This is a genomic window from Pseudomonas marincola (assembly GCF_900682675.2).
Classification (GTDB): Bacteria; Pseudomonadota; Gammaproteobacteria; order Pseudomonadales; family Pseudomonadaceae; genus Aquipseudomonas; species Aquipseudomonas marincola.
In genome coordinates this window covers 2,572,387-2,593,483 of record NZ_LR215729.2, presented here as the reverse complement: position 1 = coordinate 2,593,483, position 21,097 = coordinate 2,572,387, and the positions used below count along the sequence as shown (strand labels likewise).

Genomic DNA, 21,097 nt, shown 5'->3' with positions numbered 1-21,097 from the left:
TGAAACTAAGCCAGCTTAGAGCTGAGATTTGTTAATGACTTGCAGGCTCATTTGCTCGAGCAGTTTGTTCATGTGAATGAACTGCGCGAAGCGTTTGTCCTGAGTTTGGCCGTGATAAAAGCGGTAGTAGATCTGCTGCACGATGCCCGCCAGGCGGAACAGACCGTAGGTGTAGTAGAAGTCGATGTTGCTGATTTCAATGCCGGCACGCTGGGCGTAATACTCGGCGAATTCCTTGCGCGAAAGCATGCCCGGCGCGTTGCTTGGCTGGCGGCGGGTCATTTGCACGGGCGCCGGATCATCCGCTTCGACCCAATAGGCGAGCGTATTGCCCAGGTCCATTAGCGGGTCGCCGATGGTGGTCAGTTCCCAGTCGAGCACGCCGATGATGTTCATCGGGTTCTGCGGATCGAGAATCACGTTATCGAAGCGATAGTCATTGTGCACAATGGCGGGCTTGGGGTGGTCTGCTGGCATCTTCTCGCGCAGCCAGGCCTTAACCGGCTCCCAATGCGGCGCATCGGGCGTCAGCGCTTTCTCGTAGCGATCCGCCCAGCCATTGATCTGGCGGCTGACATAGCCTTCAGGCTTGCCCAGATCACCGAGGCCGCAAGCCTCATAATCGACGTTATGCAGTTCGACCATCTTGTCGATAAAGCTTTCGCACAGCTTGCGCGTTTTGCCGGCGTCGAGGTTCAGCTCAGCGGGGATTTCCGAGCGCAGGATGATCCCGTTGACACGCTCCATGACATAAAACTCGGCGCCGATTACCGACTCATCGGTGCAGTGCACATAAGCCTTTGGGCAGTAGGGGAAACCGTCGTTGAGCTGATTGAGAATGCGAAATTCGCGGCCCATGTCATGCGCGGACTTGGCCTTGTGACCGAATGGCGGACGCCGCAGGACGAATTCTTTCTCGGCGTATTCAAGGAGGTAGGTCAGGTTGGAAGCGCCGCCCGGAAACTGGCTGATTTTGGGCGTGCCGCTGAGCCCGGAAATATGGCTCTTGAGGTACTGGTCAATGACAGCTGCGTCGAGTTCTTCGCCATCGCGTATACGCGTGGACTGATCAGTGAGCGCCATGGTTATCCCTTCTGCTTATAATGGTGGCCCAATATTATTGGCTAATCTAATGCGACCCTTGGGTGCCAGCAAGCACTACATGCTGTTATAGGCGTGAGTGTTGCACCTCAATCAAGCTGCCTGATTAATCGAAATCGGCGCCGGCCAGGCGAAAAAAAACCGGAGTCCAGGACTCCGGTTTTTTACACTGCCGAGCGCATAAAGCGTCCGTTTCAGCTGCTTAAACTGGGAACAGTTCGCTCAGCTTCATCGCCAGCATCATGTCGCCTTCAGCGCGCAGTTTGCCGGACATGAATGCCTGCATACCGTCGGTCTCGCCGCTGGTGATGCCTTTCAGGGTTTCTTTGTCCATGATCAGCGTTACGTTAGCGTTCGGGTTTTCACCTTGCTGAACTTCACAGGTGCCGTCTTTGACGATCAGGGAGTAGTTCTCGCCATCTTCGATGTTGAACTGGAACACCAGGTCCAGGCCTGCTGCTGCAGAGGAGTTGAACTTGGATTGCATGGTATTGATGATGTCTGCAACGCTCATGGTTTCTTCCTTTTTTTCAGGTTTTGCACCTTTTAGTGGTGCATTGGGCCAATGCTCAGCGATAGGTGATGAGCTGTGGCGCCTTCAATAATTGCAGATGTGCGTGACTATTGAAGGAAGCCAGTTGCACCGAGTTGCCGCGAAACTTAAGACAACTCAATGATGTATTTACAATTTGCCAGTTCAACTCGAAGGCCGCCGCTACAGGCAGCCCGGTAATCAGGTGAAGCAGGGCGGTGATGGTGCCGCCCGAGGTAAACACTGCAATATTCTGTTTGCTCTGCGCCGAGTCTAGCAGCCCTTGCAGACCCCCTTGCACTTGCTCGACGAAGGCGCTCCAGCTCTGCAGGCCCGCTATGTCGTACTCGCCCGACACCCAGCGCATGATCAGCAGCGAAAACAGGCGCTGAAACTCGGCGCGGTGCTGGGCTGCGTTGCGCATGATATCCAGCGCTTCAGGTTCATCCTGAAGAATGCCGGGTAGCAGAGCGCGTACTACAGCATCCGCATCAAATTCATTGAAGGCTGCATTTATCTCATGATCCGGCACGGCTATCCCGGCGCTGTGCAATTTGCTCAGGGCGGAGGTGGCCGTGTGTTGCTGGCGTTGCAGGTCGCCGCTTATGCAGCGGTCCAGTGTGACCCCGAGTTGCGCCAGATACTCGCCAACCACTTCTGCCTGACGAATGCCAATATCAGACAATTTGTCGTAATTGTCGGCGCCGAATGAGGCTTGGCCATGTCGAATCAGATAAATGCTACCCACGTCCGTTATTGCTCCGGTACGTTGAAAGTTTGGCGAGGTTATGGGCTCCAGTGGCGTTGTGTCAACGAAAAAACATACGCTTGTTTGAATTTCCCATTTTAACCCTGCCGCGTTCGCCATAAAGCGCTTGAAAAACCGCGTTGGCGCAATTGATCTTGCGCCAAACGAAACGCTCGGGCGAGTGATTCAGCAACTGAAATGATTAATCATTCATGGTTGCGCAGCACTGCTGGCCGGTTGCGGTTGGCGTCGGTATGCTTGGGCGAATGGAGCCGCCTGGCGCGGAGCAAACGGTGTATCGAGAAGGGGATGTGAGTGGAGTTTTTTACAGATTACCTGGGCTTTCTGGCCAAGACCGCAACGGTGGTTGTGGCCATTGCCATTGTGCTGATCCTGATGGTAGCGCTGCGCAGTAAAGGACGCCGTAAAACCGGCGAGCTGCAGGTCGATAAACTTAACGACTTTTATCAGCAACTGCGCCACGGCCTGGAGCAGGCAACGCTCGGCAAGGCGCAATTGAAGCTCAAACACAAGGCCGAAGAGAAAGCCGCCAAGCACGAGAAAAAACACGGCTCGGAGAAACCGCGCCTGTTCGTGCTGGATTTCGATGGCGATATCAAAGCCTCGGCGACCGACAATCTGCGCCATGAAATTACCGCGTTGCTGAGCATGGCGACGCCGCAGGATGAAGTGGTGCTGCGCCTGGAAAGCGGCGGAGGCATGGTGCATAGCTATGGCCTGGCTTCATCGCAGCTGGCGCGCGTGCGTGAGGCCGGCGTGCCGCTGACTGTTTGTGTCGACAAAGTGGCGGCCAGCGGCGGTTACATGATGGCCTGCATTGGCGAGAAGATCATCAGCGCCCCGTTTGCGATTCTCGGCTCGATTGGTGTGGTGGCGCAGTTGCCTAACATTCATCGCTTGCTGAAGAAGAATGATATCGACTTTGAAGTGCTCACCGCCGGTGAATACAAACGAACCCTGACCGTGTTTGGTGAGAATACTGAAAAGGGTCGCGAGAAATTTCAGGAAGACCTTGAGCAAACCCATGAGTTGTTCAAAGGTTTTGTGGCGCGCTATCGCCCGCAACTCGATATCGATGCAATTGCCACGGGTGAAGTCTGGCTGGGGCTCGCGGCACAAGAGAAGCTGCTGGTCGACGAGCTGAAAACCAGTGATCAATACCTTGCCGAACATTTGGCCAGCCATGATTTGTATCACCTGCACTTTGCCACCCGTAAGTCATTGCAGGAGCGTGTAGGGTTGGCTGCCAGTGTGGCGCTTGATCGTTTCGCCCTGACCTGGATCGGGCGTCTCACCCAACAACGTTTCTGGTAAGTTTTCGACAACAAGCGAACAGGAAGCACAATGAGTCAATTCAAAGCATTGCAAGTGCGTGAAGCGGCGTCTGGCGAGTTCGAGCAGACAGTGGTTATGCGTGATATTAGCGAGCTGCCCGAAGGCGAATTGCTGATTCGGGTTAAGTACTCATCGTTGAACTTCAAAGATGCGCTGTCCGCTTCAGGTAACCGTGGGGTGACCCGCAAGTTCCCGCATACGCCAGGTATTGATGCGGCCGGGATTGTCGAGAAATCCAGTGTGGCGGAGTTTCGCGCGGGTGATGAGGTGATCGTCACCGGTTACGACCTCGGCATGAATACCGCCGGCGGTCTTGGCCAGTACATTCGCATTCCCGCTGGCTGGGCGTTGAAGCGCCCTGAAGGCCTGAGCATGCGTGAGGCGATGGTGCTCGGCACTGCCGGTTTAACGGCGGCGCTGTGTATCGACAAGCTAGAACAGGCCGGCATCACGCCGGACGCGGGGCCGATTCTGGTCACCGGCGCTACCGGTGGCGTCGGTACAATCGCGGTGGCCTTGCTGACCAAGCTGGGTTACAGCGTGACAGCCTCGACAGGCAAAGCCTGGCAGTCGGATTTTCTCAAGGCGTTGGGCGCCAACGAGGTGACCTTGCGCAACGTGCTTGCCGAAGGCGTCGAGAAACCGATGCTCAAAGAGCAGTGGGCAGGCGCGGTTGATACCGTGGGCGGGGATATCCTGTTTAACGTGGTCAAGTCTTTGCGCTATGGCGCCAGTGTGGCCTGTTGCGGCCTGACCGCCGGTATCGAGTTCAAGGCCAGCGTGCTGCCGTTCATCTTGCGTGGGGTCAATTTGCTGGGCGTTGATTCGGTGGAATTGCCATTGGTGGTCAAGGCTTCAATGTGGGACAAGCTTTCCTTGCAGTGGAAGCTCGATTCCCTTGAAAGCCTGGTGACTGAATTGCAGCTTGAACAATTGCCCGAAGCGCTGGGCAAAATCCTGGCCGGCAACATGGTTGGCCGGGTTCTGGTCAACCTCGATTAATCTGGCGTTTGCTGGCCGAATCTGGAATGCAAAAAGCCCCGCAAGTTGCGGGGCTTTTTGTTGCTTCGGGTATTGCTTAACCGCGGCGGCGGAACAGTGGCAACGTCTGGTCGCTACTGGCCTGATACACCTCGGAGAACTCGCTGAAGGCTTGCAGGGCGCTTTCGGCGTCCTGATCCTCACGCAGTGCGAAGGCATCAAAGCCGCAGCGCTGCATGGCGAACAACTGGTCGCGCAGCACATCGCCAATCGCCCGTACTTCACCCTTGTAGCCATAACGCTGACGCAGCAGGTAGGCGGTGGAGGAGTGACGGCCATCGGTAAAAGCCGGGAAGTTCAGGGCAATAACCTGAAAGTTGTCCAGCTGATCGGCGATTTCTTCGATCTCATCGCCGGCATCCAGCCACACACCCAAGCCGCCATCGCGTGCTTTCAGTGCCGGGCCGTGATCCACCCAAAGGCCCAGCGGCACGATGATGTCGTCACAGTTTGGCAGGCTGTCGAACGCGGCGTCTTTTGGCAGCAGATGCCAGGTTTCATCAATCAGCTGGCCGTTCTTAATTATTCGCTGCATAAACGCGCTCCTTGAAGAGGTCGACACCAATACGGCGATAGGTGTCGAGGAAGCTTTCTTCTTCGTTCCGTTGCTCGACATAGACGTTGATGATCTTTTCGATCACGTCGGCCATGTCTTCCTGGGCAAACGATGGGCCGAGAATCTGCGCCAGGCTGGCGTCACGACCGGCGCTGCCGCCGAGTGAAACCTGATAGAACTCCTGACCTTTCTTGTCGACGCCGAGGATGCCGATGTGGCCAACGTGGTGGTGACCACAGGCGTTCATGCAGCCGGAAATGTTGAGATCGAGGTTGCCGATATCAAACAGGTAATCGAGGTCATCGAAGCGACGCTGGATGGCTTCGGCAATCGGCAACGACTTGGCGTTGGCCAGCGAGCAGAAGTCGCCACCCGGGCAGCAGATGATGTCGGTCAGCAGGCCGATGTTCGGCGTTGCAAAGCCGTTATCGCGCAGCTCGCCCCACAATTCGAACAGACGGCTTTGTTCAACGTCCGCCAGAATGATGTTCTGGTTATGGCTGTTGCGCACTTCATTGAAGCTGTAGCGGTCGGCCAGATCGGCAATCACATCCAGCTGCTTGTCGGTCACGTCCCCAGGCGCTACACCGGTAGGCTTGAGCGACAAAGTGACGGCCACATAGCCGGGCTTCTTGTGCGCGAAAGTGTTGCGCTGACGCCAGCGGGCAAAGCCCGGGTGCTGCGCATCCAGTTCGGCAAGCTCGCCGCTGAAATCATTCAGCTCACGGTAGGCCGGATCGGTGAAGTGAGCGGCTACGCGCTGAACTTCCGCTTCGGTCAGTGTGCTCGGGCCGTCTTTGAGGTGGGCCCATTCGGCATTTACACGCTCAGAGAAAACCTCTGGAGTGAGTGCCTTGACCAGAATCTTGATGCGCGCCTTGTACTTGTTGTCACGGCGGCCATAGCGGTTATAAACGCGCAGGATCGCATCGAGATAAGTAATCAGGTGCTGCCACGGCAAGAATTCATTGATGAAGCTGCCAACCACGGGCGTACGGCCAAGGCCACCACCGACCGACACGCGAAAGCCCAGCTCTCCGGCTGCGTTCTTCACGGCTTCAAGGCCAATGTCGTGGACTTCGATGGCCGCGCGGTCGCTGACAGCGCCATTCACGGCAATCTTGAACTTACGCGGCAGGTGCGAGAATTCCGGGTGGAAGGTCGACCACTGACGGATGATTTCGCACCACGGACGCGGGTCAACGACTTCATCTTTGGCAACACCGGCGAACTGGTCGGTGGTGGTGTTACGGATGCAGTTGCCGCTGGTCTGGATCGCGTGCATTTGCACGGTTGCCAGCTCGGCCAGAATCTGCGGCACGTTTTCCAGGTCCGGCCAGTTGAACTGGACGTTCTGGCGCGTACTGATGTGGGCGTAGCCCTTGTCATAGTCGCGGGCAATCTTGGCCAGCATCCGCACTTGTGTGGATGACATCAGGCCATAAGGCACAGCGATGCGCAGCATGGGCGCGAAACGCTGGATGTAGAGGCCGTTTTGCAAGCGCAAAGGGCGAAATTCTGCTTCACCGAGTTCTCCTGCGAGATAACGGCGAGTTTGATCACGAAACTGCTTTACGCGGTCATCGACGATGTTTTGATCGTACTGGTCATATACGTACATGAAAGGTCCTGTTATCAGGCTGCTTACAGCAAATCTGCGCGCACGGCCGCGCCTCAAGCGAGAGCGCAGGCAAGATACCAGCTAAGGGTTATGCGCAAAAGTGAAGTTTAAGCATATCAACAGAACTTAATGTGCTAAGAGCGCGCTAAAACATAACCTTCGCGGTGGTAGAAGCGCCTTGTCTGGTCTTAAATGCTAGTAGCTTGCCGAGTTGGCGGGCGTACATAGCCTTATTTTTCGATGTGTGGCGCAGACAATCAAAATAACAGGGGGTATGCCAATGTCCGATCATACTGAGCATGAGAACAACGACAGCGCGGTAGACGCCACGGCGATTTTTGCCTTGATCGTTATTGCCGTCCTGACTGCCGTTTACTGGGTCAGCCACCAGTAAATTCAGGGAAAACAAAAAGCCGGAGACAGCAGACTGCTCCGGCTTTTTATTGCCTGCATTGCGAATGCCCGCCTGCAAGGTGGTTTATACCCCGGCGAAATACAGCACCGTGCGCACCAGCGCATAAAGCACCAATACAAATACGAAGGTGACCAGCAGGCCCAGAATAATGAAGTGACTGGGCTTGCCGCGTGAGAAGTCGCGCGACCGGTTCTTGCCGCTCTGCACTCCAAATGCGGCGGCGATAATGCTCTGCAGCATTTCCCAGAGTGTCAGCGGGCGTTGCTCTTCATCATCCATGTGCACCTCCTGAATCCGTAAACCGGCTTGCAGCTGCTTACTCAACCAATCATCAGTATGGCTGAAAGTTTGCGCTTGGCGGATCGGTGCTTACTCAGCTCATGCTCGGCTCACAGGTAATGGCGGTAGTGACCGAGTTGGCAATGAAGCATTTTTCATGGGCCTGGTGATGCATGGCTTCAAGCTCGGTTGAGTCAGGGTGATTGGGTCCGCTGAATTGCACATGCGGGCGCAGGGTTACGCGGGTCACGGCAAGACGCCCCTGCTCATTTTTGCCCATCATGCCCTCGGCCTGATCCTTGTAGCTGGCCACCGCGAAGCCGTTCTCCAGCGCAACGGACAGAAACCAAAGCATGTGGCAACTGGAAAGGGCAGCGACGAACGCCTCTTCCGGGTCAACAGCGCTGGCATCCGACCAAGGCAGCGGTACCACGTGCGGAGACGATGAAGCCGGCATGCTCAGCCCGCCATCAAACGTCCAGGTATGCGCACGGCTGTATTGATTACTCAGAAACGGCTGATCGCCGCAGTGCCATTCGATTTGCGCAGTATGTTTGGCCATTGCCACTCCCTTGTGTTCAGCGGATCAGCACCTGCCTATCAAGGCGATAGGCAGTGTTGGCTTGATCCATATAATCAGTCGGTTAATAGTAATGCCATTGACCGTCGAGTGAGCCATATGGAAAGCACACAGCAGCAATACGCCAATTTCAGAGCCGCATGGGTGGCGCAGGCGCAGGCCAATCCGTGGATAACCGCCGGGCTTGCAGTGGCGTTGTTGGCGATTGTCTGGTTGTTGGCTGGAAGTATCGTTAATGCGTTCGACGGCGGTATCAGTGAGCGTCTGCGCTATGCCATGTACGGTGGCGGCGCCGGATTTGCAGCGACTGCATTTGGCGCGTTGCTGGCCATCGGGCTCGGCACTATCAGCAGCCGCACCCAAGACACCATGCTTGGTTTTGCCGCGGGCATGATGCTCGCGGCCAGTTCGTTCTCGCTGATTCTTCCGGGCCTTGATGCGGCCAAAGCGATTACCGGCAGCAGCTTTGGCGCCGCCGGCACGGTAGTCGTGGGGCTTGCGCTGGGTGCGGTATTGATGCTCGGGCTGGATCGTTTCACCCCGCACGAACATGAGAGTACCGGCCCCTGTGGCCCGGACTGCGAGCGTATCAATCGCGTGTGGTTGTTTGTGTTTGCGATTACCTTGCACAACCTGCCGGAAGGCATGGCGATCGGCGTTGGTTTTTCCGGCGGTGATTTGGGTGTAGGTATTCCCCTGGCGAGCGCGATCTCGATTCAGGACATTCCCGAAGGGTTGGCGGTAGCACTGGCCCTGCGCACCACGGGCTTGTCGGCGTTGGCGGCGGCGCTGATTGCCGCTGCCAGCGGCTTGATGGAGCCATTGGGGGCGCTGGTCGGGGTGGGCATTTCCAGCGGCTATGCGCTGGCTTATCCGATGAGTCTGGGGCTGGCGGCTGGCGCCATGATATTTGTCGTATCTCACGAAATCATCCCGGAAACCCACCGCAACGGTCATCAGACCTCAGCAACGCTTGGCTTGATGGGCGGCTTTGCAGTGATGATGTTCCTAGATACCGCACTCGGCTGAGTGCGGCGAAACAGCCGCTACCACTTCATCATCGGCAGCGGATTGAGCGGGTGCTTGAGGAACCATTTGCCGCCCAGTTGCGCCAAGTTCTTGTGAAAGCCCGCGTTGGGGAAGCGTCGTTTCAATTCGCTGATAAAGTGTTTATCAAGCCCAAAGCGCACCGCACCGAGTGAGAAATCGACCAGATCAGCCTGTCGAAACTGCTCCACCAACGGGTAGCTCGGATCGGTGTAGGCGCGCACTTTATGGTGCTCCCTGATCATCAGGCTGATTTCCTCAGCCCACGCTTGCAGCCCATGCTCTTGCAGGTAATGCAATGCCGGCGGGATTGACGGTGGAATGTAGTCGACGGTGTGATCGGTCCATATGCCGATATCATGGAACGCGGCGGCGATGAATACCTTGCGTTGCTGCTCCTCATCGCAGGGATGCAGGGCGAAGCAGATGTTGATCATGCGGTAGAGGTGATGGCGGTAACCGTTGTAATCCTTGCCGATGGTGTTTTTCCAGTCAGCCAATATCGCTTCTAGTTGTGGGAAATCTTCAATGATCTGCACGATGTCCTGACGCCTCCCGGTGCGGGTTACTTGAAACGGATACGTTTGCTGATGGTTTCGCCCGCGTTTTCGCCGGGCCAGCAGATCTGCGCCTCGGTTTGCAGGGTGCCGCTGGCATCTTCGAAGACATGCAGCAGCGAAAAGTTCTTGTGGCCGGTGAGGGCGAACAAGCGCTCGCTGACAATGCCTTTGCAACCTTTCAGTGCGCCACCAGAGCTGATGCCGATAAGGCTGGCCGCTGGCGCAGGCTTGCGTGAGATTGCGCTGGAGGTTAGCTGGTAGACGCGTGCCTTGAGGTATTTGTTGTGAGTCAGCTGATAAACCGAGGCGCAATGCACATCACCGCTGAGAAAAACCAGCAGCTTGCCGTGCTTGTCCAGTTGGGCGAATACGTTATTGAGAATCACCGCGCGCTCGGCCCAGTTAGAGTCGTGATCCCACTCATCCATCAAGTCGTCCTTGATGCTGCCGAGATCAGCATAGTTCACCAGCGCATCGACCCAATGCAGCATCGGAACGGGTGAAACCACAAACAGAACTTTGCACGCGGGATTTTCGGCCTGGTCGGGTAACCATTGAAGGAAGCGGTCCATTTGCGCACGGCCGAGAATCTTGAACGGGTCTTGCTTGGGGTCTTTCTCCACATCGTGCTGGCCGCGCATGTCCAGCACGTAGAACGCGGCGGGCCCCTGGCTGAATGAGTAATCCCACTGACAATTGTCCGGGTTCTGCTCATCGTAAGGGGTGGGAGGGTTGTGGCTGTGCTCAAATTCGTAATAGGCCCGGCACGCTGCGCGCCACATCAGGTCAATGAGCATGCCATCGACCTTTTTGTCATCCGCCTTGAATAACCGTGAGAGACGGTGGAGCCTTTCCTTTTCGGTGTATGAACCCCAGCCATCGATGATTTCGTGATCGTCCCACATCATGTATTGCGGGAATTGCCGGTACACCGCTTGCAGTGGCGCGACTTGCCAGTAAACCCGATAGAACCAGCGGTAGAGGTTGAGCAGGTATTGATAGATGCCTTCTTTGTCATAACCACGGCCCTTGCGGTAGGTCTGCAGCAGCTCAACCTTATTGTCTTTCAGCCAGACCCAGATATCCGGGAAGTCCTGCTTGGCATTGGTATCGACATACACCTGATCACCGCCGCCGATGACAAAGTCGGCGCTGTGGGTACACAACTGTTCGAGCATATGCGGCCAGGCACCGACGCTGTTATCGGCATTGATGGGGTCGTGGCAGCTGTAAAAACCGAACACCAGTTCGCGGGCACTCTCGGCTTGAGTGCGGAAATAGCGATCAAGGCTGTAACCCAGCTCAGTGCGACGGCTGATGCTTTTGTCTTCGCACATCAATGCGTAGTAATAGCGCGTGAATGGCTCGAGCCCGTCCACATCGAAGGTGTGAGTGAGGTTGCTTGAATAATCGAAGTCATGCCCGCCGATAAACGCAGGCTTGATCGCTGATGCCTTGAGAAAGCCGCGGATGGTCTGCTCATTGAGCCGGGTCAGGTCACCGGTGAAAGGTGCCGTCGATAGCACCAATGTCCATTTCCCTGGCTGGTAAAGACGTGCCCAGATACGCGCGGTTGTCGCGCTGGTATGGCCGATTACGGTAGCGCTATACAGCTTGGCGGTCGCCAATTCGTTGGCGCGGGGGTCCATTAGTGTCATCGCAAGTTCCTTTGCTGATTCGACGAGAGACAAGGGCGGCGTTTCCTTACGCGTTGTCACTGTGGCTGATGCCCGGTTGGATGGCCAACACAGTGTGATGAATGATTTCCGAGCGCGGCGTTCACTGATCGTTGGTCTGGCTGCGCGCCTGTGTCAGGTCGCTAAACTCAGCTCTGCAGGACTCATGCAGGGAAGGCATGACCTATTAGCGTCAGATGGCGATCCAGGGAAGGTTGAATCTATGTTTTATAAAAAAAGTAATGTCTCCAGCCGCCTGGCTGCAGTTTTGGTGGTAGCCGGTATGGTTTGCGCCGGGAGCAGTCATGGCGCAGATGTAGAAAACGGCAAGCGCGTGTTCAAAGAATGCTCGGCGTGTCATCAGGCAGGCGAGGGTGCGCAGAATGCGTTTGGACCGGTGCTTAACAACATCGTCGGGCGCAAGGCCGGCAGCTACCCCGGCTATAGCTACAGCGGCGATTTGAGCAAAGCGGGCGAGAAGGGTCTGGTCTGGACACCGGACCTGTTATTTGAGTGGCTCGATGACCCTAGCATTTTCCTCAAGAGTTATCTGGGTGATAACAACGCTGCCTCGAACATGCCCGTGACCTTTCCGGACAAGCAACGCCGTGAAGATGTGATCGCCTATCTGGCCACGCAAACGGAGGCGGATGCCAAAGACGACGGAGTTTTGATGTCGCATGGCGAGACGCCTTTCGACGCCAAGTTGATGCCTAACCATGATGCCCGTCCCGACCCCGTAGACAAACTCCAGCATATTCGCCAAAAGTTGGTCGCACCGCCGATGCTGCCAATGCATAGCCAGAAGGCCACGGGCGAGCCGAAGGTGGTTGAGATTGAGCTCACTGTCGAAGAGAAGCAGTGGGTACTAGATGGCGATGGCACCGAAATATGGGCGCTGACCTACAACGGCTCAATTCCGGCGCCGGCGATGGTGGTGCATCAGGGTGATTACGTTGAGTTGACCCTGAAAAACCCGTCGACCAACTTGCTGGTGCACAACATCGACCTGCATGCGGTAACCGGCGCTCTGGGCGGCGCTGCGATCACCACGATCAGCCCCGGCAATCAGGTGACCATTCGCTTCAAGGCTACCAAGTCTGGCAGCTTCCTTTATCACTGCGCGCCAGAAGGTTCGATGACGCCCTATCACGTGACGCACGGCATGACCGGGATGATTCTGGTACTGCCGCGTGAAGGTCTCACAGACGACAAGGGCCAGCCGCTGGTTTACGACAAGGCGTTTTACATCGGCGAGAACGATTTTTATGTGCCGCGCGACGACAAGGGTGACTACAAGCAGTATTCACGTCCGGGCGAGGATTTAACTGACTGGATCAAGTCGATGCGTACGCTGACGCCAACTCACGTGGTGTTCAATGGCCGGGTTGGCGCGCTGACAGGCAAGGGCGCAATGACGGCCAATGTCGGGGAAAACGTGCTGTTTCTGCACATGCAGGCTAATCGGGACACGCGCCCGCACCTGATCGGCGGCCATGGTGATTATGTCTGGGAAACGGGCTCGTTCGCTTCGCCGCCGTTGAAGGACGTGCAAACCTGGTTTGTGCGCGGAGGGTCGGTTGGCGCGATGCTCTATCGCTTCAAGCAGCCTGGCGTTTATGCCTACCTGAATCACAATTTGATCGAGGCTGTTGAGTTTGGCGCGGCGGCGCACGTGGTTGTGAAGGGTAAGTGGGACGATGATCTGCTGAAAAAGGTCAGTCAGGGTCCTGTGAGTGAGTAAAGGCAACCCTGATAGTTTGCGGCGCCTGCTTGACGACCAAAAACTGGCCCTGGTGATCTGCTGGGGCCTGATGCTGGTTTTGGCGCTGTTGCTGGCTGGAAACCTGTATATGTCCAAAGGTGAGGAGGGCGGCAGTGTTGGTGAACTGCCGCCGTTCATTGCTGTGCAGCAACCATCGGGTGAAACGTTGATGGTCGGCGCCACTGAGGTGACTGTGGATCAGTGGCGGATCTGCGAGCAAGCGCAGGTTTGCCCCTTGCTGTCAGAAGGGCAGAGAGGTTCCAGCCCGATGGTCAATATGAGTTGGGCGGATGTAAGGGTGTTCATTCGGTGGTCTGCAGCGCGTCAAGGTCTGCCGCTGCGCGTACCGACCAAAGAGGAATGGCTGGTGTTGGCGGCAGAGCAGGCGGCGACGAAACGCAAACCGCTTTTTACTGACCCCCGTATGGCGTGGGCGGCAGATTATGATCTGACCGCCTTGCCGGTAGAGCGCAAAACCCGTGCAGTCACAGCATTTGGTGCCAACTCGCTGGGGATCTATGACATCAAGGGCAATGTCTGGGAGTGGGTTGCAGCCTGCTATTACCCGCAGCCGGGGTTGCCCATGGAGGTGTTTGGCTGCATGAACGGGCGGGTGGCAATGGGCGAGCGCGAAGTTGGTCTCTCTGAGCAATTGCGCTCGCCGGGCAATACTGGCTGCGGTGGTGGTCAGCCGCCTGCCAATGTCGGTTTCCGCCTGGTTTACAGCGCGCTCGAGGCGCCTTGAGACCTGTAGCGGCGCTCAGTCGAGCATGCGCCACATGTGCAGTTTGGTTAAATATTCACCCTCAAGTGCAATCGCAAACGGCTCCCGGGCATATTGCTCAAATCCATAGTGTTGATACAGCGCAACAGCGGCCGTGTTGGTTTCGCTGACGCTGAGTTGTATCAGCCGTGCGTGGCTGATCAATCGTGCTTCAGTCATCGCGTGTTCAACCAGCTGGCGCGCGAAACCTTGCTTGCGAAATGGAGGTACGACATAAAGCCCGAATAGGGTGACCTTGTGCCGGGTCTTCAATTGTTTTTTGCGCGAAAGCCCAACAACGCCGTGAAGCTCGCCCTGAGCATCGAAAATGCCATAGACCTGGGTTGTCGCATCCTCTGCATCGCTCACGCGCGCCTGCCACCAGCTCAGTGGTAAAGGCTCGCGCTCAGTTGCCGTAGTGGTGAATGACTGCGGGTGCGCGCGATAGGCTTCAAGCATCAATGCGCGATAGCGGCCAGCTTCTGCAGGGGCAAGTCGGTGAATCTTCATCTATTACTCTGTATCGGTGGGCGGCGTGCTAAGCACCAAGCTGAGTAGATTTTAGCTGTTTTGGATGCACCGCACGATGAGGTTGTTGATATGACTCAATGGCTTGCTGGCGATTTTGAATCTACTCTGTAATTCGTTAATCAGTTACGACATTGCGCTGGGTAATAAATTGCGCGCCAACGTTGGTGCGCTGTATTGGTCTGCGGCCCGAAGGCCGGGGCTGACCCTTAAAGAATTAAGTAAGAAGGACGACCACTTATGCAGCTTCGCAAGTCACTTATGGCGCTCTCAATCCTCGGCGCAGCGGGGAATGCCTGGGCTGGGGGAATCATGGTCTACGAGGCGGGCCAGGAAGGCGCAGGGCTGGCGAATGCTGGTGCTGCGGTACTGGCTACGGACCCCAGCGTGATGATGAATAACCCCGCCGGAATCAGTGAGCTGAAAGGTACGCAGTTCACCGCCAACGCCCAGATAATTGCCGGCGATATGCGGTTCTCGCGTGATGCAGACAATACATTCAGCGGCAGTGAAGGTGGCCAGCCGCTTAAATATTTCCCTGGCAGCAGCTTGTTTATCAGCCACGAGATCAACGACCGGGCCAGCATAGGCTTCGGCATGTTTGGTACGTTTGGCCTGATGCTTGATTACGACGATGACTGGGCAGGGCGCTACTTCAGTCAGGAATCGGCGGTTGTTGGCGTGACCTTCCAGCCGACTTTCTCCTACAGAGTCAATGATGACCTGTCTGTGGGTATTGGGCCGAGAATCATGTACGGCTACTACCGGTCCGAGACGGGTATCAATAACAACGTGCTGGGCGTCAATAATGCCGATGACGGCCAGTTGCGCTACAAGGACACGGACTGGGCAATGGGCATGAGCATTGGTGCGCTTTATAACCTGACGCCAACCACCAAAGTCGGTCTGGCATACACCAGTAAGATAAAGCTTGAGTTCGAAGACCGGCCTGAACTCAAGAACGTCAGCAATCCAATATTGAACCTTGCTCTCAATCGCCTTGATGCCAACGGTTTGAATATCGACATGGAAGTGCCGCAAACAGTCCTGTTGAGTGTTTCTCAGCAGTTAGACGGCGGTTGGACTCTGCTTGGCAGTGCGGGTTGGCAAGACTGGAGCGAGTTCGGCAAGTTGGGTATTGCAGTGGATGGTGGCGCCACAGGCGCCAGCACAACGGTATTGGCGGATCGCAAATACAAGGACACCTGGCACTTGTCGGTCGGCGCGCAGAAACAAGTAAACGATAAGTTACGGCTGAACATGGGGGTTGGTTACGACAGCTCTGCCGTGGAGGATGAAGATCGCACCGTTGATAACCCAATGAATGAAGCCTGGCGCCTGGCTGCTGGCTTTAATTACGCGCTTGCCGATGATGTCGATATGCACATGAGCTACACCCTGATTTACATGGGCGACATGGACATTGATCAAACCAAGGAGCGTACCGGCCAGAAGTTGTCAGGTGAGTATTCGGATGCAATGTTGCATGTATTGGGTGGCGGCGTAACTTGGCGCTTCTAAATTCATTGCGCTTAGCCTGTGAGCGCGCAAGTTGAGTTGAATGTGTTTGTCGAGGCAAATAAAAACGCCCGATGCGATGGCATCGGGCGTTTAGTTTAAGCAGCCGTGCTGCAGCGATTAAGCCGCAAAGCATTGCTTACTTAGGCATGTCGCGTTTCTCGTAACCGGTGTACAGCTGACGCGGGCGGCCAATCTTGTACGGATGCGAAAGCATTTCTTTCCAGTGCGAAATCCAGCCAACAGTACGTGCCAGGGCGAAAATCACCGTGAACATGCTGGTTGGGATGCCGATTGCCTTGAGGATGATGCCCGAGTAGAAGTCTACGTTCGGGTACAGCGAGCGCTCGATGAAGTACGGGTCGGTCAGGGCGATCTCTTCGAGACGCATAGCCAACTCAAGCTGCGGATCATTGGTGATACCCAGCTCCTTGAGTACTTCGTCGCACGTCTGCTTCATCACAGTGGCGCGCGGGTCGCGGTTTTTGTAAACGCGGTGACCGAAGCCCATGAGCTTGAACGGATCGTTCTTGTCCTTGGCTTTGGCGATGAAGGCGTCGATATTCGAAACATCGCCGATTTCATCAAGCATGCTCAGTACGGCTTCGTTCGCGCCGCCATGAGCCGGGCCCCAAAGCGCTGCAATACCGGCAGCGATACAGGCAAACGGGTTGGCGCCAGAAGAGCCAGCCAGACGCACTGTTGAGGTCGAGGCGTTCTGTTCGTGGTCAGCGTGCAGGATAAAGATCTTATCCATCGCCTTGGCCAGTACCGGGCTGATCGGTTTGATCTCGCACGGTGTGTTGAACATCATGTGCAGGAAGTTCTCGGCGTAATTAAGGTCATTACGCGGGTACATCATGGGTTGACCCATGGAGTACTTGTAAGTCATTGCTGCAAGCGTTGGCATCTTCGAAATCAGGCGCATGGCCGAAACTTCGCGGTGATGCGGGTTCTTGATGTCCAGCGAGTCGTGATAGAAGGCGGAGAGGGCGCCAACTACACCGCACATGATTGCCATTGGGTGGGCATCGCGGCGGAAGCCGTTGAAGAAGGTCTTCAACTGCTCATGAACCATGGTGTGGTTCTTGATAGTGCTGACAAATTGAGCCTTTTGCGCTGCATCAGGCAATTCGCCGTTGAGCAACAGGTAGCAAGTCTCGAGGTAGTCAGCTTGCTCTGCGAGTTGCTCGATCGGGTAGCCGCGGTGCAGCAAAATACCCTGATCGCCATCGATGTAGGTGATCTGCGACTCGCAAGAGGCGGTCGACATGAAACCTGGGTCGAATGTGAAACGGCCCGTGGCTGTTAAGCCCCTTACATCAATCACATCTGGCCCAACGGTGCCGCTTAAAATAGGCAGTTCGACGGGGGCTACGCCCTCGATGATCAACTGCGCTTTTTTGTCAGCCATGTTTGGCCTCCTAGTTATGCTTGAAATCATCAGCTAGCCCCCCACGCAGGGCCCGCACCACTATAGTGTTATAAATCGGAATGTCAATTTAGGTAAACCCATACGGGAGAAGGGTTTGCAGCACAAATGCAGGCAAATAGTTGTACACAGTCAGCGCATTTTTTAAAGCACTTTAATCAGCACTTAGGTACAGGCTACTGCGTTGTCATTAGCGTCCTAACTGTCTATACTCTGCGACCGACCACTAGTGCTTTAGCCTGCGTCCAAGTGGTCGTCACTCCTTGGGTGATGCGTTTCTGCAAGTGCACTTCCCGACAACTTTGCCCTGCTAGTTAAGGGCTCTCAGTGTGATAAAAAAAGCCGTGAATAGCCAACGACCTGTAAACCTAGACCTTAGGACTATTAAGCTCCCAATCACCGCTTACACGTCCATTCTTCACCGTATCTCCGGTGTCATCCTTTTTGTTGGTATTGCCGTTCTGCTGTTCGGTCTCGACAAATCGCTGGCCTCCGAAGAGGGCTTTGCCCAAGTGAAAGAATGCCTGACCAGCCCGCTGGCCAAGTTCGTGATTTGGGGCCTACTGTCTGCATTGCTATACCACCTGGTGGCCGGTGTGCGCCACATCATCATGGATATGGGCATCGGTGAGACGCTGGAAGGCGGAGCATTGGGCTCAAAAATCGTAATCGCCGTTGCGGCGGTCGTGATCCTGCTTCTGGGGGTATGGATATGGTAACTAACGTTACGAATTTCTCGCGTTCGGGCCTCTATGACTGGATGGCTCAGCGTGTATCAGCGGTCGTTCTCGCGGCTTATGTATTGTTCTTGCTGGGTTACGTCATCGTAAACCCGGGTATGGACTATGCCGGCTGGCATGGACTGTTCTCCCATACTGCAATGCGTATTTTCAGTTTGCTCACACTGGTTTCTCTGAGTGTGCACGCCTGGGTTGGTATGTGGACAATCTCCACTGACTACCTGACCAACATGGCGTTGGGCAAATGCGCTACAGCGGTACGTTTTCTGTTCCAGGCGGCGTGTGGCATTGCCATGTTCGCGTATTTCGTCTGGGGCGTGCAGATTCTTTGGGGTATCTGATTCATGACTAGCATTCGCACTCTTTCTTATGACGCCATCATTATTGGTGGCGGCGGCGCAGGCATGCGTGCTGCACTGCAACTCGCTCAGGGCGGTCACAAGACTGCTGTGGTCACCAAGGTATTCCCGACTCGTTCGCACACTGTATCGGCTCAGGGTGGCATTACCTGCGCAATCGCCTCTGCTGATCCAAACGATGATTGGCGTTGGCACATGTACGATACCGTCAAGGGTTCCGACTATATCGGTGACCAGGACGCTATCGAATACATGTGTTCCGTAGGCCCGGAAGCTGTTTTTGAACTTGAGCACATGGGGCTGCCGTTCTCGCGTACCGAAACCGGTCGTATTTACCAGCGCCCATTCGGCGGCCAGTCGAAAGACTTCGGTAAAGGCGGTCAGGCTGCACGTACTTGCGCGGCTGCTGACCGTACCGGTCACGCACTGTTGCACACGCTTTATCAGGGCAACCTGAAAGCCGGCACCTCGTTCCTTAACGAGTGGTACGCCGTAGACCTGGTGAAGAACCAGGACGGCGTTGTTGTCGGTATCATCGCCATCTGCCTGGAAACAGGCGAGACTGTTCACATCCGCGCCAAGGCTGTAGTGCTGGCGACCGGTGGTGCTGGCCGTATCTACTCCTCGACCACCAACGCACTGATCAATACCGGCGACGGTATCGGCATGGCGCTGCGTGCAGGTGTACCGGTTCAGGACATCGAAATGTGGCAGTTCCACCCAACCGGTATTGCCGGCGCGGGTGTACTGGTTACCGAAGGTTGCCGTGGTGAAGGTGGTTACCTGATCAACAAGCATGGCGAGCGTTTCATGGAGCGTTATGCACCAAACGCCAAAGACCTTGCTGGTCGTGACGTTGTTGCACGTTCGATGGTTAAAGAGATCATTGCCGGTAACGGCTGTGGCCCTGATGGCGATCACGTAATGCTGAAGATGGATCATCTGGGCGAAGAAGTCCTGCTGAGCCGTCTGCCAGGCATCGTTGAGCTGTCGAAGACCTTCGCTCACGTTGATCCGGCTGTTACCCCGATCCCGGTTGTTCCGACTTGCCACTATATGATGGGCGGCGTTGCCACCAACATTCATGGCCAGGCCATCACTCAAGATGCCAACGGCAACGACAAAGTCGTCGAAGGCTTGTTCGCTGTAGGTGAAGTGGCTTGCGTATCGGTACACGGTGCCAACCGTCTGGGCGGCAACTCGCTGCTTGACCTGGTTGTATTCGGTCGTGCGGCTGGCCTGCACCTCGAAAAATCGCTGCGTGAAGGTGTTGAATACCGCAACGCCAGCGAAACTGATATCGATCAGTCACTGGCTCGTCTGGCTGGCGTTAACCAGCGCACGACCGGTGAAGATGTTGCTCCGCTGCGTAAAGAGCTGCAGAGCTGCATGCAGAACTACTTCGGTGTATTCCGTACGGGTGAATACATGCAGAAGGGCATCACACAATTGGCCGACCTGCGTGAGCGCATCGCGAACGTCAAGATCGCGGACAAGAGCCAAGCGTTTAACACTGCGCGTATCGAGGCACTCGAACTGCAAAACCTTCTTGAAGTTGCTGAAGCGACTGCGATTGCTGCCGAGGTCCGTAAGGAATCTCGCGGTGCGCATGCGCGTGAAGACTTTGAAGATCGTGACGACGAAAACTGGCTGTGCCACTCCCTGTACTTCCCAGGCGAGAAGCGCGTGACCAAGCGTGCCGTCAACTTTGCACCGAAAACAGTGCCTGCCTTTGAACCCAAGATTCGTACTTATTAAGGGTGATAGATATGTTGCAAGTAAGCGTTTATCGCTATAACCCTGATCAGGACGCTGCGCCGTTCATGCAGGAGTTTCAGGTTGATACCGGCGGCAAGGACATCATGGTTCTTGACGTGCTGGCCCTGATCAAAGAACAAGACGAAGGTTTCTCGTACCGTCGTTCTTGCCGTGAAGGTGTTTGTGGCTCTGACGGCATGAACATCAACGGCAAAAACGGTCTGGCCTGTATCACGCCGCTGTCGGCTGTGGTCAAAGGCAACAAACTGGTTGTGCGCCCGTTGCCGGGTCTGCCAGTAATTCGTGACCTCGTCGTCGATATGAGCATCTTCTACAAGCAGTACGAGAAGGTGCAACCGTTCCTGCAGAACGACACACCTGCGCCGGCTATCGAGCGCAAGCAGTCGCCTGAAGAACGTGAAAAGCTTGATGGTCTGTACGAGTGCATTCTGTGCGCTTGCTGCTCGACCAGCTGTCCGTCGTTCTGGTGGAACCCAGACAAGTTCTTGGGCCCGGCAGCTTTGCTGCAGGCTTATCGTTTCCTGGCTGACAGCCGTGACAACAAAACTGAAGAGCGTCTGGCTGCTTTGGACGACCCATTCAGTGTGTTCCGCTGCCGTAGCATCATGAACTGTGTGAGTGTTTGTCCTAAAGGGTTGAACCCGACTAAGGCAATTGGTCACATCCGTCAGATGCTGCTTCAGAGCGGTACCTGATTTATC

The 21,097-nt window shown here is 55.7% G+C and carries 21 protein-coding genes; 10 read left to right on the top strand and 11 right to left on the bottom strand.

The annotated features are described in order from the left end of the window. Positions 1-15 precede the first annotated feature (15 nt). From PMYSY11_RS12015 to PMYSY11_RS12005, 3 genes are all read right to left on the bottom strand, one after another. The gene (locus PMYSY11_RS12015) at positions 16-1,083 is read right to left on the bottom strand and encodes a phosphotransferase family protein (RefSeq protein WP_069900183.1); all 1,068 of its coding nucleotides are present in this window, start codon (positions 1,081-1,083) and stop codon (positions 16-18) included. Positions 1,084-1,303: 220 nt separating this feature from the next. Next, positions 1,304-1,615 carry an SCP2 sterol-binding domain-containing protein gene (locus PMYSY11_RS12010; protein WP_150549321.1) on the bottom strand — a complete coding sequence of 104 codons (312 nt, stop codon included), beginning with the start codon at positions 1,613-1,615 and terminating at the stop codon, positions 1,304-1,306. Between the two features lie 55 nt (positions 1,616-1,670). Continuing rightward, positions 1,671-2,381 (bottom strand): histidine phosphatase family protein, encoded by a 711-nt coding sequence (locus PMYSY11_RS12005; RefSeq protein WP_150549320.1) that lies wholly within the window; start codon positions 2,379-2,381, stop codon positions 1,671-1,673. 315 nt (positions 2,382-2,696) lie between these two features. Between PMYSY11_RS12005 and sohB the strand changes: the two genes are divergently transcribed. Both sohB and PMYSY11_RS11995 read left to right on the top strand, forming a co-directional pair. Then, a complete protein-coding gene (gene sohB / locus PMYSY11_RS12000; protein WP_150549319.1) occupies positions 2,697-3,716 on the top strand; it encodes a protease SohB in 1,020 nt (339 codons plus the stop codon). 30 nt (positions 3,717-3,746) lie between these two features. Further along, the gene (locus PMYSY11_RS11995) at positions 3,747-4,739 is read left to right on the top strand and encodes a YhdH/YhfP family quinone oxidoreductase (protein WP_150549318.1); all 993 of its coding nucleotides are present in this window, start codon (positions 3,747-3,749) and stop codon (positions 4,737-4,739) included. 76 nt (positions 4,740-4,815) lie between these two features. On the opposite strand, the gene PMYSY11_RS11990 is transcribed toward PMYSY11_RS11995, so the two are convergent. The 4 genes from PMYSY11_RS11990 to PMYSY11_RS11975 all read right to left on the bottom strand — a co-directional run bounded on the left by PMYSY11_RS11990 (position 4,816) and on the right by PMYSY11_RS11975 (position 8,211). Next, complete coding sequence (locus PMYSY11_RS11990) at positions 4,816-5,313, bottom strand: DUF934 domain-containing protein (RefSeq protein WP_150549317.1); 498 nt, start codon at positions 5,311-5,313, stop codon at positions 4,816-4,818. After that, positions 5,297-6,955 (bottom strand): nitrite/sulfite reductase, encoded by a 1,659-nt coding sequence (locus PMYSY11_RS11985; protein WP_150549316.1) that lies wholly within the window; start codon positions 6,953-6,955, stop codon positions 5,297-5,299. The genes PMYSY11_RS11990 and PMYSY11_RS11985 overlap by 17 nt, the downstream gene beginning before the upstream one ends. A 478-nt stretch (positions 6,956-7,433) precedes the next feature. Further along, on the bottom strand, positions 7,434-7,649 hold the full coding sequence (locus PMYSY11_RS11980; RefSeq protein WP_150549315.1) for a DUF2970 domain-containing protein: 216 nt from the start codon (positions 7,647-7,649) through the stop codon (positions 7,434-7,436). A gap of 94 nt (positions 7,650-7,743) precedes the next feature. Next, positions 7,744-8,211, bottom strand: a complete 468-nt coding sequence (locus PMYSY11_RS11975) for an OsmC family protein (protein ID WP_150549314.1) — start codon at positions 8,209-8,211, stop codon at positions 7,744-7,746. A gap of 117 nt (positions 8,212-8,328) precedes the next feature. On the opposite strand from PMYSY11_RS11975, the gene PMYSY11_RS11970 reads away from it, so the two are divergent. Then, positions 8,329-9,258 carry a ZIP family metal transporter gene (locus tag PMYSY11_RS11970; protein WP_150549313.1) on the top strand — a complete coding sequence of 310 codons (930 nt, stop codon included), beginning with the start codon at positions 8,329-8,331 and terminating at the stop codon, positions 9,256-9,258. Positions 9,259-9,275: 17 nt separating this feature from the next. On the opposite strand, the gene PMYSY11_RS11965 is transcribed toward PMYSY11_RS11970, so the two are convergent. Together PMYSY11_RS11965 and PMYSY11_RS11960 are read right to left on the bottom strand one after the other, a co-directional pair. After that, complete coding sequence (locus PMYSY11_RS11965) at positions 9,276-9,815, bottom strand: hypothetical protein (protein WP_150549312.1); 540 nt, start codon at positions 9,813-9,815, stop codon at positions 9,276-9,278. Positions 9,816-9,841: 26 nt separating this feature from the next. Continuing rightward, positions 9,842-11,494, bottom strand: coding sequence for an alkaline phosphatase D family protein (locus PMYSY11_RS11960; protein WP_150549311.1), 1,653 nt, complete (start codon positions 11,492-11,494; stop codon positions 9,842-9,844). A gap of 241 nt (positions 11,495-11,735) precedes the next feature. On the opposite strand from PMYSY11_RS11960, the gene nirK reads away from it, so the two are divergent. Beyond that, positions 11,736-13,256, top strand: a complete 1,521-nt coding sequence (nirK, locus tag PMYSY11_RS11955) for a copper-containing nitrite reductase (RefSeq protein ID WP_172970688.1) — start codon at positions 11,736-11,738, stop codon at positions 13,254-13,256. Further along, positions 13,249-14,022, top strand: coding sequence for a formylglycine-generating enzyme family protein (locus tag PMYSY11_RS11950; RefSeq protein WP_150549309.1), 774 nt, complete (start codon positions 13,249-13,251; stop codon positions 14,020-14,022). The genes nirK and PMYSY11_RS11950 overlap by 8 nt, the downstream gene beginning before the upstream one ends. Positions 14,023-14,037: 15 nt before the next feature. Here PMYSY11_RS11950 and PMYSY11_RS11945 read toward each other — a convergent pair whose 3' ends face one another. Next, positions 14,038-14,550, bottom strand: a complete 513-nt coding sequence (locus PMYSY11_RS11945; protein WP_150549308.1) for a GNAT family N-acetyltransferase — start codon at positions 14,548-14,550, stop codon at positions 14,038-14,040. A 258-nt stretch (positions 14,551-14,808) separates the two neighbouring features. On the opposite strand from PMYSY11_RS11945, the gene PMYSY11_RS11940 reads away from it, so the two are divergent. Beyond that, positions 14,809-16,089 carry an OmpP1/FadL family transporter gene (locus PMYSY11_RS11940; RefSeq protein WP_150549307.1) on the top strand — a complete coding sequence of 427 codons (1,281 nt, stop codon included), beginning with the start codon at positions 14,809-14,811 and terminating at the stop codon, positions 16,087-16,089. A gap of 136 nt (positions 16,090-16,225) precedes the next feature. Here PMYSY11_RS11940 and gltA read toward each other — a convergent pair whose 3' ends face one another. Next, positions 16,226-17,500, bottom strand: a complete 1,275-nt coding sequence (gene gltA / locus PMYSY11_RS11935) for a citrate synthase (protein ID WP_069900197.1) — start codon at positions 17,498-17,500, stop codon at positions 16,226-16,228. A gap of 350 nt (positions 17,501-17,850) precedes the next feature. Here gltA and sdhC point away from each other — a divergent pair, with 350 nt between their 5' ends. From sdhC to PMYSY11_RS11915, 4 genes are read left to right on the top strand one after another with little or no spacing between them, the layout of a single operon-like run. Next, positions 17,851-18,237 carry a succinate dehydrogenase, cytochrome b556 subunit gene (sdhC, locus tag PMYSY11_RS11930; protein ID WP_170827756.1) on the top strand — a complete coding sequence of 129 codons (387 nt, stop codon included), beginning with the start codon at positions 17,851-17,853 and terminating at the stop codon, positions 18,235-18,237. Further along, positions 18,231-18,599, top strand: coding sequence for a succinate dehydrogenase, hydrophobic membrane anchor protein (gene sdhD / locus PMYSY11_RS11925; RefSeq protein WP_069900198.1), 369 nt, complete (start codon positions 18,231-18,233; stop codon positions 18,597-18,599). The genes sdhC and sdhD overlap by 7 nt, the downstream gene beginning before the upstream one ends. Positions 18,600-18,602: 3 nt before the next feature. Next, positions 18,603-20,375, top strand: coding sequence for a succinate dehydrogenase flavoprotein subunit (gene sdhA / locus PMYSY11_RS11920; RefSeq protein ID WP_069900199.1), 1,773 nt, complete (start codon positions 18,603-18,605; stop codon positions 20,373-20,375). 11 nt (positions 20,376-20,386) lie between these two features. Beyond that, on the top strand, positions 20,387-21,091 hold the full coding sequence (locus PMYSY11_RS11915) for a succinate dehydrogenase iron-sulfur subunit (RefSeq protein ID WP_069900200.1): 705 nt from the start codon (positions 20,387-20,389) through the stop codon (positions 21,089-21,091). The last annotated feature ends 6 nt before the right edge of the window (positions 21,092-21,097 follow it).

Bases quoted from the DNA above. Each gene is read 5' to 3' on its own strand.
- PMYSY11_RS12015 (WP_069900183.1), bottom strand. From the start codon at position 1,083: ATGGCGCTCACTGATCAGTCCACGCGTATACGCGATGGCGAAGAACTC.
- gltA (WP_069900197.1), bottom strand. From the start codon at position 17,500: ATGGCTGACAAAAAAGCGCAGTTGATCATCGAGGGCGTAGCCCCCGTC.
- sdhD (WP_069900198.1), top strand. From the start codon at position 18,231: ATGGTAACTAACGTTACGAATTTCTCGCGTTCGGGCCTCTATGACTGG.
- PMYSY11_RS11940 (WP_150549307.1), top strand. From the start codon at position 14,809: ATGCAGCTTCGCAAGTCACTTATGGCGCTCTCAATCCTCGGCGCAGCG.
- PMYSY11_RS11970 (WP_150549313.1), top strand. From the start codon at position 8,329: ATGGAAAGCACACAGCAGCAATACGCCAATTTCAGAGCCGCATGGGTG.
- PMYSY11_RS11960 (WP_150549311.1), bottom strand. From the start codon at position 11,494: ATGACACTAATGGACCCCCGCGCCAACGAATTGGCGACCGCCAAGCTG.
- PMYSY11_RS12010 (WP_150549321.1), bottom strand. From the start codon at position 1,615: ATGAGCGTTGCAGACATCATCAATACCATGCAATCCAAGTTCAACTCC.
- PMYSY11_RS11915 (WP_069900200.1), top strand. From the start codon at position 20,387: ATGTTGCAAGTAAGCGTTTATCGCTATAACCCTGATCAGGACGCTGCG.
- PMYSY11_RS11985 (WP_150549316.1), bottom strand. From the start codon at position 6,955: ATGTACGTATATGACCAGTACGATCAAAACATCGTCGATGACCGCGTA.
- PMYSY11_RS11980 (WP_150549315.1), bottom strand. From the start codon at position 7,649: ATGGATGATGAAGAGCAACGCCCGCTGACACTCTGGGAAATGCTGCAG.
- PMYSY11_RS11975 (WP_150549314.1), bottom strand. From the start codon at position 8,211: ATGGCCAAACATACTGCGCAAATCGAATGGCACTGCGGCGATCAGCCG.
- PMYSY11_RS11995 (WP_150549318.1), top strand. From the start codon at position 3,747: ATGAGTCAATTCAAAGCATTGCAAGTGCGTGAAGCGGCGTCTGGCGAG.
- PMYSY11_RS11990 (WP_150549317.1), bottom strand. From the start codon at position 5,313: ATGCAGCGAATAATTAAGAACGGCCAGCTGATTGATGAAACCTGGCAT.
- PMYSY11_RS11945 (WP_150549308.1), bottom strand. From the start codon at position 14,550: ATGAAGATTCACCGACTTGCCCCTGCAGAAGCTGGCCGCTATCGCGCA.
- nirK (WP_172970688.1), top strand. From the start codon at position 11,736: ATGTTTTATAAAAAAAGTAATGTCTCCAGCCGCCTGGCTGCAGTTTTG.
- sdhA (WP_069900199.1), top strand. From the start codon at position 18,603: ATGACTAGCATTCGCACTCTTTCTTATGACGCCATCATTATTGGTGGC.